The sequence below is a fragment of the Klebsiella sp. I138 genome (assembly GCF_051131765.1).
In the GTDB taxonomy this organism is placed as follows: domain Bacteria; phylum Pseudomonadota; class Gammaproteobacteria; order Enterobacterales; family Enterobacteriaceae; genus Klebsiella.
Window position 1 is genome coordinate 3788276 of record NZ_CP180447.1, and the last position, 14870, is coordinate 3803145.

Sequence of the window (14870 nt, forward strand, 5' to 3'; positions counted from 1 at the left end):
AAAACAAATAAAACAAATAAAACAACAGGATAAACCACGAGCGTTGTTATTGGTAATAATAATTTAATTAATATCAACATTCACAAAAACATAAAAAAAACACTATTCAACCATATTATCTCCATAATTATTTATCGTTTCCATTTCATTTTAAAAATAATAGTCAGCATTAATAAAAAAGAGAAGACGTCACTCTTCAATATTCGTCATTGAATCAAGCAGCATATTCATTCGGGTTGCTTCGCAAGGCAGGGATGCTTGCCCCGCGACATCTAGCGATGTTCCCCCCTCATGTCGTCATGGTAAACGAACAAGCTAACCCCCAAGAGTTGACTAAAATAAATGGATGCACCTGCGGAGCATCACTCCATGAACATCCTCTCATTTCAACGATACGCTATCGCCTGCTTTTCTTGCCTGGCCGCCCTGCTGCTCGCCAGCTCCGTTTATGCGGCGGCCGGGGAAAAGAAACCACCGCTTCAGGAAGAACGAGAGACGCTGGAATTAAATACGCAAGAGATGCAGCAGCCCTGGCAGGGCGATCTCCCCGGCATGCTCGACAGACGAGTCATCAGGGTGTTAACCACCTACAGCAAGACCTTTTTCTTTATCGACAAAGGCACCCAGCGGGGGGCAACACATGACATTTTTATCGAGTATGAACGCAGCCTTAATCAACAGCTGATGAAGGAACAGAAGCTCAAACACCGCCATCTGAAGGTGCGGATAATCTTTGTTCCAGTCGCTCGCGACCAACTCTTCAGCGCACTCATTGCCGGCAAGGGAGATATTGTCGCCGCAAATATTACGGTAACCGAAGATCGTCAGCAGCAGGCAGATTTTACGATGCCACTCTATTCCAACGTCCAGGAGCTTCTGCTTTCCGGACCGGGCTCACCTGAAGTGACCAGCCTGGAACAGCTCTCAGGCAAAAAAGTCTTTGTTCGCCAGTCATCAAGTTATTACCAGAGCCTGGTCGCACTGAACGCCCACTTTGCGAAAGAATCTCGTCCACCGGTTATCATCGAAGCCGCGCCGGAATCCCTCGAAGATGAAGACCTGATAGAAATGCTGAGCGCCGGCCTGATTCCGCTGACCGTTGTCGATCGTCATAAAGCTATGTTCTGGAAACAGGTTTTCCCAAAAATCCAGGTACATCAGGATATTGTCCTGCGCAAAGATGCCAGCATCGGCTGGGCGGTACGCAAGAACAGCCCCCTGCTTCTCGCCTCGTTAAATCGCTTTGTGAAGGCTAACGGCCAGGGTAGCAAGCTGGGGAATACCATCCTGCTGCGTTATCTGAAGGACGCGAAGTATGTCAAAAATGCCGCCGCACAAAAGGAACGGCGCAAGTTTCTGGCAATGGTGGATATCTTTCGCAAGTACGGCGATAAATATGACGTTGACTGGCTGTTAATGGCGGCTCAGGGGTACCAGGAGTCGCGCCTCAACCAGTCGGTCCGCAGCCACGTTGGCGCCATCGGCGTTATGCAGGTGATGCCGCGGACGGGTAAAGAGCTGAAGGTCGGTGATATCAGCAAGCTGGACCCAAATATCCATGCCGGGGTGAAGTATATGCGCTGGATGATCGACCAGTATTATGGCGACGAACCGATGACCCAGCTCGACAAGGCGCTCTTCTCGTTCGCTTCCTATAACGCCGGACCAGCCCGTATCGCCCGCCTGCGCACAGAAACCAAAAAGCGCGGTTTTGACCCCAATATTTGGTTTGGCAATGTGGAATATCTGGCCGCTGAGAAGATCGGCTCCGAAACCGTAACCTACGTCAGCAATATCTATAAGTACTATATTGCCTATCGACTGATCGTCGATGAGATGGCGCGTAAACAAAAAGCCACGGCCCAATCCAGCGGCCCGGCAGCTCCCGCCGAACCAGCAGCAGCACCAGCAGCACCAGCAGCACCAGCAGCACCAGCAGCACCAGCAGCACCAGCAGCACCAGCAGCACCAGCAGCACCAGCAGCACCAGCAGCACCAGCAGCACCAGCAGCACCAGCAGCACCAGCAGCACAGTAAGGTACAAGAGCACGCGAAACTTTCACAGCTTCGCAGCAGATATAAAAAAGCCCCGAAAAACGGGGCTTTTTTTCATGCATCAACGACTGTGTCTAAGGGAGACCTTAGAACGGGATATCGTCATCGAAATCCATCGGTGGTTCGTTAGAAGGCGCTGCCGGTGCAGACTGCTGCTGCGGGCGAGACTGTGCGCCGCCGCTGAACTGGTTGCCGCCGCCCTGCGGCTGCTGAGGCTGACCCCAGCCGCCCTGCTGCTGGCCACCGGCTGCCGGAGCGCCGCCGCCCTGACGGCCACCCAGCATCTGCATGGTACCGCCCACGTTGACGACGATCTCCGTGGTGTATTTTTCAGCCCCGGACTGATCGGTCCATTTACGGGTTCGCAGCTGGCCTTCAATGTAGACCTGGGAGCCTTTACGCAGGTATTCACCAGCGACTTCAGCCAGCTTGCCAAACAGCACAACGCGGTGCCATTCGGTCTGTTCTTTCATTTCGCCGGTCTGCTTATCGCGCCAGGATTCGGAAGTCGCCAGCGTGAAGTTGGCGACTGCGCCACCACTCGGCATGTAGCGTACTTCCGGGTCCTGCCCCAGATTACCGACGAGAATCACCTTGTTTACGCCTCTGCTGGCCATGATCGAATCTCCTGAATAGGTTTCTTAATAAGTGTAAACCGGTAATTCTAACACCACAAAGGTGCATTTTGATAGCTGCGAGGCGGATTCCAGTAAACATCTTATTGCCCTGCCATTTTTCATCGCGCATGCCGATGAGCGTTCCAATACTGTATATTCAAACAGGTCGGATTGTGCCATAATTAGCCGTTTCCGCCGTTTGTTCTTCATGCAAACCAGGCAGTCCGTGTATCTACCTACCGGGAAAGGTGAATGGATAAGATCGAAGTTCGGGGCGCCCGCACCCATAATCTCAAAAACATCAACCTCGTCATCCCTCGCGACAAACTGATTGTCGTCACCGGGCTGTCGGGGTCAGGCAAATCCTCATTGGCTTTCGACACGCTGTATGCCGAAGGGCAACGTCGCTACGTTGAATCACTCTCTGCCTATGCGCGTCAGTTCCTGTCGCTGATGGAGAAGCCGGACGTCGATCACATTGAAGGGCTGTCGCCGGCGATTTCCATTGAACAGAAATCAACATCTCATAACCCTCGCTCTACGGTCGGGACTATCACCGAAATTCACGACTACCTGCGCCTGCTCTACGCGCGCGTCGGTGAGCCACGCTGCCCGGATCATGATGTTCCTCTGGCCGCGCAAACCGTCAGCCAGATGGTCGACAATGTGCTCTCCCAGCCGGAAGGTCAGCGCCTGATGCTGCTGGCGCCAATCATTAAAGAGCGCAAAGGCGAGCACACCAAAACGCTGGAGAACCTGGCCAGCCAGGGCTATATCCGTGCGAGGATCGACGGCGAGGTTTGCGATCTGTCCGATCCGCCCAAGCTGGAGCTGCAAAAGAAACACACCATTGAAGTGGTTATCGATCGCTTTAAGGTGCGTGACGATCTATCCCAGCGTCTGGCCGAATCCTTTGAAACCGCGCTGGATCTTTCCGGTGGTACCGCCGTTGTCGCCAACATGGACGATCCGAAAGCGGAAGAGCTGCTGTTCTCCGCTAATTTCGCCTGCCCGATTTGCGGCTACAGCATGCGTGAACTGGAACCTCGCCTGTTTTCTTTCAACAACCCGGCGGGCGCCTGCCCGACCTGTGACGGTCTGGGCGTTCAGCAATACTTCGATCCCGACCGGGTTATCCAGAACGCGGAGCTGTCGCTGGCGGGTGGGGCCATTCGCGGCTGGGATCGCCGTAACTTCTACTACTTCCAGATGCTGAAATCGCTGGCGGAGCATTACCAGTTTGATATCGAGGCGCCGTGGGGCACCCTCAACGCCGACGTGCAAAAGGTCATTTTGTACGGCTCAGGTAAAGAGAACATTGAATTCAAGTACATGAACGACCGCGGCGATACTTCAGTACGCCGCCACCCGTTCGAAGGCGTGCTGCACAATATGGAACGCCGTTACAAAGAGACGGAATCCAGCGCGGTGCGTGAAGAGCTGGCGAAGTTCATCAGCAACCGCCCGTGCACCAGCTGTGACGGTACCCGTCTGCGCCGCGAAGCCCGCCACGTATTTGTCGAAAACACGCCGCTGCCAACCATCTCTGACATGAGCATTGGCCACGCGATGGATTTCTTCACCAATCTGAAGCTGTCCGGCCAGCGTGCGCAAATAGCCGAAAAAGTGCTGAAAGAGATTGGCGATCGCCTGAAATTCCTCGTTAACGTCGGCCTGAACTACCTGACGCTCTCCCGCTCGGCAGAAACGCTCTCCGGCGGTGAAGCCCAGCGTATTCGTCTGGCGAGCCAGATTGGCGCCGGGCTGGTCGGCGTAATGTACGTTCTGGACGAGCCTTCCATCGGCCTGCATCAGCGCGATAACGAACGTCTGCTCGGCACGCTGGTGCATCTGCGTAATCTGGGCAATACGGTGATTGTCGTCGAGCATGATGAAGACGCCATCCGCGCCGCTGATCACGTGATCGATATCGGCCCAGGTGCCGGGGTACACGGTGGCCAGGTTGTCGCCGAAGGGACGCTGGAAGACATCATGGCGGTGCCTGAATCCCTGACCGGGCAATACATGAGCGGAAAACGCAAGATTGAAGTGCCGAAACAGCGCGTCCCTGCCGACCCGGAAAAAGTGCTCAAGCTCACCGGCGCTCGCGGCAACAACCTGAAAGATGTGACGCTGACGCTGCCGGTCGGCCTGTTTACCTGTGTTACCGGCGTCTCCGGTTCGGGTAAATCAACGCTGATTAACGATACGCTGTTCCCGATTGCCCAGCGCCAGCTCAATGGCGCGACCATCGTTGAACCCGCGCCATATCGCGATGTGCAGGGGCTGGAACACTTCGATAAGGTTATCGATATCGACCAGAGCCCGATTGGTCGTACGCCGCGCTCAAACCCGGCAACCTATACTGGCGTCTTCACGCCGGTGCGCGAACTGTTTGCCGGCGTGCCGGAATCGCGTTCACGCGGCTATACGCCAGGGCGCTTCAGCTTTAACGTCCGCGGCGGGCGCTGTGAAGCCTGCCAGGGTGATGGTGTGATTAAAGTCGAAATGCACTTCTTGCCGGATATCTACGTGCCCTGCGATCAGTGCAAAGGCAAGCGCTATAACCGTGAAACGCTGGAGATTAAGTACAAAGGCAAGACCATTCATGAAGTGCTGGATATGACCATTGAAGAAGCGCGTGAGTTCTTCGATGCCGTACCGGCGCTGGCGCGTAAGCTGCAAACGCTGATGGACGTCGGTCTGACCTACATTCGTCTCGGTCAGTCTGCCACGACGCTTTCCGGCGGCGAAGCCCAGCGCGTGAAGCTGGCGCGCGAGCTGTCGAAACGCGGCACCGGCCAGACGCTGTATATTCTCGATGAGCCGACGACGGGTCTGCACTTCGCCGATATCCAGCAGCTGCTGGAAGTACTGCACCAGCTGCGCGATCAGGGCAATACTATTGTGGTCATTGAGCACAACCTGGATGTCATCAAGACCGCCGACTGGATCGTTGATCTTGGGCCGGAAGGCGGCAGCGGCGGCGGTGAAATCCTCGTTTCCGGGACGCCTGAAACAGTGGCCGAGTGCGAAGCCTCGCACACCGCGCGTTTCCTCAAACCCCTGCTGGGTTAATCACCGTAAAAGCTGCTGTCGGGTTGGTTCCGGCAGCAGCCGTACCGCCTGCTGGTATGAAGCATCGACCAGGTAGTAAATCTGTGAATCAGGCAGGGCACCGTCAAGAAAAACCGTACTCCAGTGGGCTTTATTCAGATGTTTGCTGGGTCTGATGTCCACGTGCTGTTCCCGCAACAGTTCAGCAAGCTCCGGGCTGGCTTTGAGCGACACGGCAGGCCGCATATCCTCCACTTCCTTCACTAACGCAAATAGCACGTCCGACACTTTAATCTGCGTGGCTTTCCAGTCGCTATGCACGCTTTGCTCCGCGCCCGGTTTTGCCATGCAGTACAGCAATAACTCCGAAATTGTCATCTGTTACTCCCCCGTGAGCCTCGCGACGATATGCCGCGAACCGCCGTGAATACGCTGTTCCTCTAACCTGTCTCGCTCAACCAAATGAATCTTCCTAAGTGTGCAGCAATACGCGAAAAGGTAAAACCTCTTCGCCCTGTTTTTTGTACAAAAAAACGGCAGCTTATTGGCTGCCGTTTTCTGTGCTGTCTCGTTTTAACCGACACTCGGGTTAATAATCAGAATTTACGATCACTTCTTCACCCAGCGCCCCGGCCATCGGCAACGGTTTATACGATGAGTTTGACGCGCGCAGTACGCGAATGCCGCGTGCCCCGGCGTCGCGCGCGGCCGAAATGTCATTATCAGAATCGCCGTAGAAGACCTTAATATTCTTCTCCTGCAGCCATTGGGTTTTCGTATTCTGCCCCGGTTTGTCACCGGCAAAAATAACCGGGTTCATGTTCGCCGCCGGGATCAGAAAATCATCCTGTAGCGTTTTCGAAACCGTTTCGGTTTTGGTCGGGCTGCGCCCGGTGACAAAGTAAATGCTATCACCGCGCTTCACGTGCATCGCAATCAGCTGCCGGGCGACCTCTTTTGGCATACTGAATTCGTCCCAGCCGTTATTCATTTTTTCCCAAAACTCGGGGTTTTTCAGGTACGCATCGCTGCCGGGTGAAAATGTTTTTTGACCGCGCCAGAAGCCCGGGCTGGAAAACAGAACCGTATCGTCAATATCAAAACCTACGGCAAACGGCTGACGACCCAGCAGGCTGTTTTCAATCTGTGCCACGGAAACCCAGTGAACCGGCATCTGCTCAGCCAGTCTGGCGACGTTGGTACCGGTGGAGAGCGGCTGTGGCGTGGAAGCCTGAGCCACGGCGCTGCCGTTGAACGTGAACAATAAGCAGATGGCCCCGAAGGCCAAAGTCATCTTGCGCATAGTTATCCCTTTAAACGTCATTCATTAAATGGCTTCTTTGCCGGGAACAAGGAACCTGGCGCTGGGGCCACGGCACCCGTTGAATGACCTGATGTATCAAGAATTGAATCGTTATAGTTTTCAATTATGTGGGTGCTTATAAATGCACCATGACCTTACCCCCCACATCCACCGATGCAAAGGATTTTCTGCTTAAATGTCATATAAAAAGAGAATGATCACACTTCAGGAAGGGAGCTGCCCTCTCCATTTAACGGGAAAGGGCAGATAATAGTCAGGGGATTACATAACCGCAGAGAACGCCTGCGCCACGCGCTGCACATTGCGTGAATTCAGACCCGCCACGCACATCCGGCCGCTGGAAATCAGGTACACACCAAACTCTTCACGCAGACGGTCAACCTGTGCCGCACTCAATCCGGTGTAGCTGAACATCCCACGTTGCTTGAGCAGGTAATCAAAATTGACGCCCGGCACCGCTTCTTTCAGGACATTCACCAGCTCCTGACGCATCGCCAGAATGCGCGTGCGCATCTCTTCCACTTCCGCCAGCCAGCAGGCTTTCAGTTCCGCATCATTCAGTACGGCCGCGACAACCTGAGCGCCAAAGTTCGGCGGGCTGGAGTAGTTGCGACGTACGGTCGCCTTCAGCTGCCCCAGCACGCGGTTTGCGGTTTCTGCGTCTTCGCACACGACCGACAGGCCGCCTACGCGCTCACCGTACAGCGAGAATATTTTTGAGAAGGAGTTGCTGACCAGCATCGGCATGCCGGCGCGGGCAATCGCGCGAATCGCGTAGGCATCATCATCCATTCCTGCGCCAAAGCCCTGATAGGCGATATCGAGGAAAGGAATCAGGTTACGCGCCTTCAGCACATCGGCAATTTGATCCCACTGGGCGTGGTTGAGATCGGCCCCAGTCGGGTTATGACAGCACGGATGCAGCAGTACGATATCACGCTCAGGCAGCGTGTGCAGTTTCTCCAGCAGCGCCTCAAAACGCACGCCGTTGGTCTCGTTATCAAACCAAGGGTAAGTACTTACTTCGAAGCCAGCCCCTTCAAATATGGCGATGTGGTTTTCCCAGGTCGGATCGCTGACCCAGACGTGAGACCCCGGGAAGTAGCGTTTCAGAAAATCGGCACCCACTTTCAGTGCGCCGGAACCGCCCAGCGTTTGAATAGAGGCAACGCGATTTTGCAGCAGCGCCGGATGTTCAGCGCCGAACAACAGTGGAGCAATCGCGTTGCGATAGGCGTTCAGCCCTTCCATCGGCAGATACAACGAGGCGCCGTGCAGCTGAGCATTAAGGCGTGCTTCCGCCTCAGCAACCGCCTGCAGCTGCGGGATAATCCCGTCTTCGTTGTAATAGAGGCCGATGCTAAGGTTTACTTTGTCACTACGCGGATCTTCTTTGAAACGCTCCATCAAGGAGAGAATAGGATCGCCAGCGTAGGCGTCAACTTTTTGAAACACGTGATGTTTCTCCGGGTTTACGAGAGGCAGGTCATAACACAATAAACCGGAAGCAGAAGAAGATCGAGAGGATGTTGGTGGATAGTTGGCGGAAAGTCAGCGAAGATCGCACGGCTCTCCGCGCCCGGGGAATGTCCCGGCTAAAACGTTAGCGTCTGCGCCGGGGTATCGCCTGCTTCAGGCCGTCACCCCGGCTAGCGCAGCGCCACCGGGGATATCAGGACTCGTGGCTGTCGACCAGATGTGCACTTAATCCAGGTACTGCATCGAGACTCTGGACGTCAGGCGGGTAATAAGTTCGTAAGCACTCACTTTTGTCAGTTCGGCGATGCGCTCGACGGGCAAACCCTCACCCCAGAGTACCACCGGGTCGCCGGACTTATCCTGCGCCTCTGGCCCAAGGTCGACGCAAATCATATCCATCGCGACACGACCCACAATCGGGACTTCGCGACCGTTAACCAGTACCGGTGTACCGGTGGGCGCCGCACGCGGATAGCCATCGCCATAGCCCATCGCCACCACGCCAAGCCGAGTGTCACGTTCACTCACCCAGGTACCGCCATAGCCCACCGGCTCACCCGCTTTATGTTCGCGCACGGCAATCAGGCTCGACGTCAACGACATCACCGGCAGACAGCCGAAATCTGCGCCGGTGGAAGGACTATCCAGCGGCGATACGCCGTACAGGATGATACCCGGGCGAACCCAGTCAAAATGCGACTGCGGCCACAGCAAAATCCCGCCCGATGCCGCAATGGAACGCAGGCCGGGTTTGCCTTCGGTAAAGGTGGTGAAAATATCCAGCTGGCGTTCGGTGGCACCGCATTCGGGTTCATCAGCGCGCGCAAAGTGGCTGACAATATTGACCGGCTGGCGAACGTTTTTACACTGGCTCAGACGCTGCCAGAACGCGTCCGCCTGTTCCGGCAGTACGCCAAGGCGATGCATCCCGGTATCCAGTTTCATCCAGACAGTGACCGGCTCAGGCAGCTCAGCCTGCTCCAGTGCCTCCAGTTGCTCCGGACTGTGCACCGCTGTGTGCAGTTGCTGCGCGGAAATAACCGACAGATCGGCCGCATCAAAGAAACCTTCCAGCAGCAGGACAGGCTTCGTGATACCGCCAGCGCGCAGGCGCAGGGCTTCTTCAAGACGGGCGACGCCAAAGGCATCGGCATCAGGGAGCGTTCGCGCGGTCTCAAGAAGACCGTGTCCGTAAGCGTTCGCTTTCACGACTGCAACCAGTTTGCTGGCAGGCGCCAGTTCACGCAGACGTTGCAGGTTGTGTCGCAGAGCGCGGCGGTTAATAACAACAGTTGCCGCTTGCATTTGAATTCCTTGATAAAAAGATTGCCTGGATCATTCGTGTTGCAGTCAACGCACCTGCGGCGCGAAGGATAACGGCTATTTATTCGTCGTCGTACTGTGGTCCCGCATAATTATCAAACCGCGACCACTGCCCGTTAAAGGTCAGACGTATCGTCCCGATGGGTCCGTTACGCTGCTTACCAATAATAATTTCCGCAATGCCTTTTAAATCACTGTTCTCGTGATAAACCTCATCACGATAGATAAACATGATTAAGTCGGCATCCTGTTCGATGGAGCCCGATTCACGCAGGTCGGAGTTAACCGGGCGTTTATCGGCACGTTGTTCCAGCGAGCGGTTCAGCTGCGACAGTGCAACCACCGGAACCTGAAGCTCCTTTGCCAGCGCCTTCAACGAACGGGAGATTTCAGCAATTTCCAGCGTACGGTTATCAGAGAGCGACGGTACGCGCATCAACTGCAGGTAGTCGATCATGATAAGCCCGATCCCCCCGTGTTCGCGGGCGATACGCCGCGCGCGGGAACGCACTTCCGTCGGCGTCAGGCCGGAAGAGTCATCGATATAGATATTGCGTTTTTCCAGCAGGATGCCCATGGTGCCGGAAATGCGCGCCCAGTCCTCATCATCCAGTTGCCCGGTACGAATACGGGTCTGATCGACCCGCGACAGCGAGGCCAGGGAACGCATCATGATCTGCTCTGATGGCATTTCAAGACTGAAAATGAGTACCGGTTTATCCTGCAACATCGCCGCATTTTCGACGAGGTTCATGGCAAATGTCGTCTTACCCATCGATGGGCGCGCCGCGACAATAATCAAATCCGACGGCTGAAGGCCGGCGGTCTTTTTATTCAGATCGTCATAGCCGGTATTGACTCCGGTGACGCCGTCATGGGGTTGCTGGAACAGCTGCTCGATACGCGCGACGGTCGCATCAAGAACTTCGGCGATGTTTCGCGGACCTTCGTCTTTATTCGCGCGGCTTTCCGCAATCTTAAACACCCGGGACTCGGCCAGGTCGAGCAGATCTTCGCTGGTACGTCCCTGCGGATCGAAGCCCGCCTCGGCGATTTCATTCGCCACCGAGATCATCTCACGAACAACCGCACGTTCGCGCACGATGTCCGCATAGGCGCTAATGTTCGCCGCACTTGGCGTATTTTTAGAGAGCTCTGCCAGATAAGCAAACCCGCCAACGCTATCCAGCTGTCCCTGACGCTCCAGCGACTCCGCCAGCGTGATCAGATCGATCGGGCTGCCTGTCTCCTGCAGACGTGCCATTTCAATAAAGATATGGCGGTGCGGACGGGTATAAAAATCTTCCGCCACAACGCGCTCGGCGACATCGTCCCAGCGTTCGTTGTCCAGCATTAAACCGCCCAACACCGACTGTTCCGCTTCAATCGAGTGCGGCGGGACTTTCAGCCCGGCGAGCTGCGGATCGCGCTCACGGGGTTCAGTCTGTGGTTTGTTGAAGGGTTTATTTCCTGCCATATTGAATGGAATTCCCGCTATAGAAATTGGCTCGAAAGGTTACCACATAGTTCAGGAGGAAGCATGGCAACACGTATCGAATTTAACAAGCATGGCGGCCCTGAGGTTCTACAGGTGGCGGAGTTTACGCCCGGCGATCCGGCGGACAACGAAATTCAGGTCGAAAATAAAGCGATTGGTATCAACTATATCGATACCTACATCCGCAGCGGCCTCTATCCGCCTCCGTCTTTACCAAGCGGCCTGGGTACCGAAGCGGCTGGCGTAGTGACGAAAGTCGGGCGCAACGTCCGGCATATTAAAGCTGGCGACCGCGTCGTCTACGCACAGTCAGCCCTGGGTGCCTACAGTACGGTTCATCATGTCGTTGCCGATAAAGCCGCCATTTTGCCGGACGAAATCTCATTTGAACAAGCGGCGGCATCATTCCTCAAAGGACTGACGGTCTACTATCTGCTGCGCAAAACCTACGAAATTAAACCCGGCGAACCGTTCCTGTTCCATGCCGCGGCCGGTGGCGTCGGGCTGATCGCCTGCCAGTGGGCGAAGGCGCTGGGCGCCAAACTGATAGGCACCGTCGGCAATGCGCAAAAAGCGCAGCGAGCAAAGCAGGCCGGCGCCTGGGAGGTGATCAACTACCGCGAAGAGAATATTGTTGAACGTTTAAAAGAGATAACCGAAGGGAAAAAAGTCCATGTGGTCTATGATTCCGTGGGCAAGGATACCTGGGAAGCATCGCTTGATTGCCTGCAACGGCGGGGGCTGATGGTCAGCTTCGGCAACTCTTCCGGTCCGGTGACCGGCGTCAACCTTGGGATCCTCAATCAGAAAGGTTCGCTGTACGTCACCCGCCCTTCCCTGCAAGGCTATATCACCACTCGCGAAGAACTGGCGGCAGCCAGTAGCGAGCTGTTTTCGTTAATTGCCAGCGGCGCGATTAACGTGGACGTAGCGGACAGCCAGAAATACCCGCTGACCGACGCGCAGCGCGCGCATGAGGTCCTCGAAAGCCGCGCCACCGAAGGGTCGAGCCTGCTGCTGCCGTAATTGCAAACAGGTGAGTGAACGCTTTGAAGCCGTGTGACGGGAGACTCGCCCTAAATCATTCGGGCTACAGGCAGGCGGCAAGAGAACGAATCCCCGGGAGCTGACAGTAGTCAGTGACTGGGGTGACAAATCTGTCTGGAACAGATTTGAACGCTGCCAGCAGCGGCCCTGATAAGGGTGAGGCTCATGGATGAGCCGAATAACGAGGTAGTCAACGCCCCTGTAGTCTGAAGTATGACGGGAGAGCAGAAAAGTTTAGGGCTTCCACATGGGAAGCCCTTACTTTTTTAGTTCGGCTGTATGTAGGGTACAGCGCGATGAATTCGTTAACGCGCTAATAGTGACAGATTTAATAAGCAAAACCTACGTCGTTTTATGCAAAATTCTTCAGGTTGTGACAGACCACTCACTCCCTTAATAACGCCAACGGTTATTCCCGCGATAACGGCTGTCAGCAGGCGATTTTATCGCCCGAATCACCCATACCACGACAACCGCCAACAGCAGCCATGGCAGCAGTTTGATCATCATTGCAAACAACCCACCGACGAACATCAGCGCCGTCGCGACGATAATCGCGGCAAGAATACCCAGCATCGACACGCCGGTGACCAGCAACATGACAAAAAATCCAATAACAAATAAGAGTTCAAGCATCGTCTTCTCCCCAAAGAAATTACGCAGTGACTCTCCGGGTATTACAAGAAACGTGCCAAGTTTAATTCATTGAATTTAATGAAAAAACTTATATCAGCCGCGACAGAACCTGGCGTATTTGACCAAATTTTGGCGTAAAATTAACGTTTATCTGCCACTAGCTTCAGCGCATGTTCCAGTACGTTAATATCCGCTCCGGCTTTATGCGCATTTTCGCTCAGGTAGCGGCGCCACTGACGCGCACCCGGAATCCCCTGGAACAGGCCCAGCATATGGCGAGTAATGTGGCCCAGATAGGTACCGTTGCTCAGCTCGCGTTCGATGTACGGGTACATCGCGCGCACGACGGCAACCGGGTCACTGTCAGTCCCATCAGCCGCAAAGATCTCCCGGTCGACCGAGGTCAAAATCCCAGGATTCTGATAGGCTTCACGCCCCACCATCACGCCATCCATATGCTCCAGGTGCAATTTTGCCTCTTCCAGCGATTTGATCCCACCGTTGATGGCCATCGTCAGATGCGGAAAGTCGCGTTTTAGCTGATAAACCCGAGGATAATCCAGCGGTGGGATCTCGCGGTTTTCTTTGGGGCTCAGGCCAGAGAGCCAGGCCTTACGGGCGTGGATGATGAACATCTCACACTCGCCGTTTCCGGAGACGGTATTGATGAAATCGCACAGGAATTCATAGCTGTCTTGATCATCAATGCCGATACGGGTTTTTACCGTCACCGGAATCGACACCACGTCGCGCATCGCTTTAATGCAGTCTGCCACCAGTTGCGCATTACCCATCAGACAGGCACCGAACATCCCGTTTTGTACGCGGTCAGACGGACAGCCGACGTTGAGGTTAATCTCATCATAGCCGCGCGATTCCGCCAGTTTCGCACACTGTGCGAGCGCCGCCGGGTCGCTGCCGCCCAGCTGCAGAGCCAGCGGATGTTCTTCTTCGCTATAGGCCAGATAGTCGCCTTTACCGTGAATAATCGCCCCGGTTGTCACCATTTCGGTATACAGCAGCGTATGGCGCGACAGCTGGCGCAGGAAATAGCGGCAGTGCCTGTCGGTCCAGTCGAGCATGGGTGCGATGGAAAAACGGTGGGCGGCAAAAGCGTGAGAAGTGGGTTCTGGCATCATGGCGAATAAACAGGCATCCGGGTAAAAAGGGGCGCTACTATAGCACAAAGATACACCACAGGCGCATAGCACCGCGATGGGTACCGTGCGCCAGATAAACGGGCTATCGCCGGCGAGGTTTGCCGTCGTGTGGGCCGAAAAATTGCGGCGGATGATCGACCCAGCGGTCCTGGCGCGTCGCCGCATACTCTGGATTCAGCGGGTAGTAAATGCGGTTAAATTTTTTGTTCGACTCTCCCACCACTAACAAGCGAACTTCCTGATCGGTGTTATTCAAAAAAGTATGACAGACCCCGGTCCCGGCCGGAAAGCCAACGCTGTCGCCCGGCTCAAGCTTCCACAAATAGCCATTGATCCAGACCTCAGGGTAGCCATCGAGCACGTAGATAAACTCTTCTTCGTCACTTTCTGCATGGGGATAAGAAGTTCGACGGCCCGGCGGCAAACGTTCATGATGAATACCCAGCCGGTTGAGCCTTAACCCCCGCGCCAGCGGAGCCCCAATAGAAAAGCGCTCCGGGTTGTTAGGATAAGAGGCATCATCTGGGCCTTCCAGTTCGCGCCAATGTCGAATGCAATCAGGTCGTTTCATCGTTTTCTCCCGAAAATGAGATGCATCAGGTATAGCACAAGCCGCCGGTTCTCGGCGTTTTGCCTGGATCGTGATAAAGTAACAACTTCAGACTCACGCAACC

General features: G+C 55.0%; 12 protein-coding genes. 3 read left to right on the plus strand and 9 right to left on the minus strand.

Translation table 11 applies throughout. From position 1 onward, the window contains the following. Positions 1-369 precede the first annotated feature (369 nt). Positions 370-2037 (plus strand): transglycosylase SLT domain-containing protein, encoded by a 1668-nt coding sequence (locus ACMYSK_RS17705; RefSeq protein WP_434637364.1) that lies wholly within the window; start codon positions 370-372, stop codon positions 2035-2037. Between the two features lie 104 nt (positions 2038-2141). Here ACMYSK_RS17705 and ssb1 read toward each other — a convergent pair whose 3' ends face one another. Further along, positions 2142-2672 carry a single-stranded DNA-binding protein SSB1 gene (ssb1, locus tag ACMYSK_RS17710; protein WP_434637366.1) on the minus strand — a complete coding sequence of 177 codons (531 nt, stop codon included), beginning with the start codon at positions 2670-2672 and terminating at the stop codon, positions 2142-2144. A 252-nt stretch (positions 2673-2924) separates the two neighbouring features. On the opposite strand from ssb1, the gene uvrA reads away from it, so the two are divergent. Continuing rightward, positions 2925-5750: an excinuclease ABC subunit UvrA gene (uvrA, locus tag ACMYSK_RS17715; RefSeq protein WP_434637368.1), complete on the plus strand. Its 2826-nt coding sequence runs from the start codon at positions 2925-2927 to the stop codon at positions 5748-5750. On the opposite strand, the gene ACMYSK_RS17720 is transcribed toward uvrA, so the two are convergent. The 5 genes from ACMYSK_RS17720 to dnaB all read right to left on the minus strand — a co-directional run bounded on the left by ACMYSK_RS17720 (position 5751) and on the right by dnaB (position 11332). Further along, the gene (locus tag ACMYSK_RS17720) at positions 5751-6107 is read right to left on the minus strand and encodes an MmcQ/YjbR family DNA-binding protein (protein ID WP_434637371.1); all 357 of its coding nucleotides are present in this window, start codon (positions 6105-6107) and stop codon (positions 5751-5753) included. It abuts the gene before it with no gap. Between the two features lie 211 nt (positions 6108-6318). Continuing rightward, positions 6319-7032, minus strand: coding sequence for an acid phosphatase AphA (aphA, locus tag ACMYSK_RS17725; RefSeq protein WP_434637374.1), 714 nt, complete (start codon positions 7030-7032; stop codon positions 6319-6321). Positions 7033-7314: 282 nt separating this feature from the next. Continuing rightward, entirely contained in the window at positions 7315-8508 is a 1194-nt protein-coding gene (gene tyrB / locus ACMYSK_RS17730; RefSeq protein WP_434637377.1) for an aromatic amino acid transaminase, read from the minus strand. 249 nt (positions 8509-8757) lie between these two features. Continuing rightward, entirely contained in the window at positions 8758-9837 is a 1080-nt protein-coding gene (gene alr / locus ACMYSK_RS17735; RefSeq protein ID WP_434637379.1) for an alanine racemase, read from the minus strand. 79 nt (positions 9838-9916) lie between these two features. Further along, positions 9917-11332: a replicative DNA helicase gene (gene dnaB / locus ACMYSK_RS17740; protein WP_434637381.1), complete on the minus strand. Its 1416-nt coding sequence runs from the start codon at positions 11330-11332 to the stop codon at positions 9917-9919. 63 nt (positions 11333-11395) lie between these two features. Here dnaB and ACMYSK_RS17745 point away from each other — a divergent pair, with 63 nt between their 5' ends. Further along, complete coding sequence (locus tag ACMYSK_RS17745; RefSeq protein ID WP_434637383.1) at positions 11396-12379, plus strand: quinone oxidoreductase; 984 nt, start codon at positions 11396-11398, stop codon at positions 12377-12379. Positions 12380-12793: 414 nt separating this feature from the next. On the opposite strand, the gene pspG is transcribed toward ACMYSK_RS17745, so the two are convergent. The 3 genes from pspG to ACMYSK_RS17760 all read right to left on the minus strand — a co-directional run bounded on the left by pspG (position 12794) and on the right by ACMYSK_RS17760 (position 14767). After that, positions 12794-13036, minus strand: coding sequence for an envelope stress response protein PspG (gene pspG, locus ACMYSK_RS17750; RefSeq protein WP_434637385.1), 243 nt, complete (start codon positions 13034-13036; stop codon positions 12794-12796). A gap of 140 nt (positions 13037-13176) precedes the next feature. Further along, on the minus strand, positions 13177-14175 hold the full coding sequence (gene dusA, locus ACMYSK_RS17755; protein ID WP_434637387.1) for a tRNA dihydrouridine(20/20a) synthase DusA: 999 nt from the start codon (positions 14173-14175) through the stop codon (positions 13177-13179). A 103-nt stretch (positions 14176-14278) separates the two neighbouring features. Beyond that, positions 14279-14767 carry a cupin domain-containing protein gene (locus tag ACMYSK_RS17760; RefSeq protein WP_434637389.1) on the minus strand — a complete coding sequence of 163 codons (489 nt, stop codon included), beginning with the start codon at positions 14765-14767 and terminating at the stop codon, positions 14279-14281. Between the last annotated feature and the right edge of the window lie 103 nt (positions 14768-14870).

Excerpts from the sequence above, each read along its gene's own strand:
- dnaB (WP_434637381.1), bottom strand. The coding sequence starts at position 11,332 with ATGGCAGGAAATAAACCCTTCAACAAACCACAGACTGAACCCCGTGAG.
- dusA (WP_434637387.1), bottom strand. The coding sequence starts at position 14,175 with ATGATGCCAGAACCCACTTCTCACGCTTTTGCCGCCCACCGTTTTTCC.
- ACMYSK_RS17760 (WP_434637389.1), bottom strand. The coding sequence starts at position 14,767 with ATGAAACGACCTGATTGCATTCGACATTGGCGCGAACTGGAAGGCCCA.
- ACMYSK_RS17720 (WP_434637371.1), bottom strand. The coding sequence starts at position 6,107 with ATGACAATTTCGGAGTTATTGCTGTACTGCATGGCAAAACCGGGCGCG.
- ssb1 (WP_434637366.1), bottom strand. The coding sequence starts at position 2,672 with ATGGCCAGCAGAGGCGTAAACAAGGTGATTCTCGTCGGTAATCTGGGG.
- ACMYSK_RS17705 (WP_434637364.1), top strand. The coding sequence starts at position 370 with ATGAACATCCTCTCATTTCAACGATACGCTATCGCCTGCTTTTCTTGC.
- ACMYSK_RS17745 (WP_434637383.1), top strand. The coding sequence starts at position 11,396 with ATGGCAACACGTATCGAATTTAACAAGCATGGCGGCCCTGAGGTTCTA.
- aphA (WP_434637374.1), bottom strand. The coding sequence starts at position 7,032 with ATGCGCAAGATGACTTTGGCCTTCGGGGCCATCTGCTTATTGTTCACG.
- alr (WP_434637379.1), bottom strand. The coding sequence starts at position 9,837 with ATGCAAGCGGCAACTGTTGTTATTAACCGCCGCGCTCTGCGACACAAC.
- pspG (WP_434637385.1), bottom strand. The coding sequence starts at position 13,036 with ATGCTTGAACTCTTATTTGTTATTGGATTTTTTGTCATGTTGCTGGTC.
- uvrA (WP_434637368.1), top strand. The coding sequence starts at position 2,925 with ATGGATAAGATCGAAGTTCGGGGCGCCCGCACCCATAATCTCAAAAAC.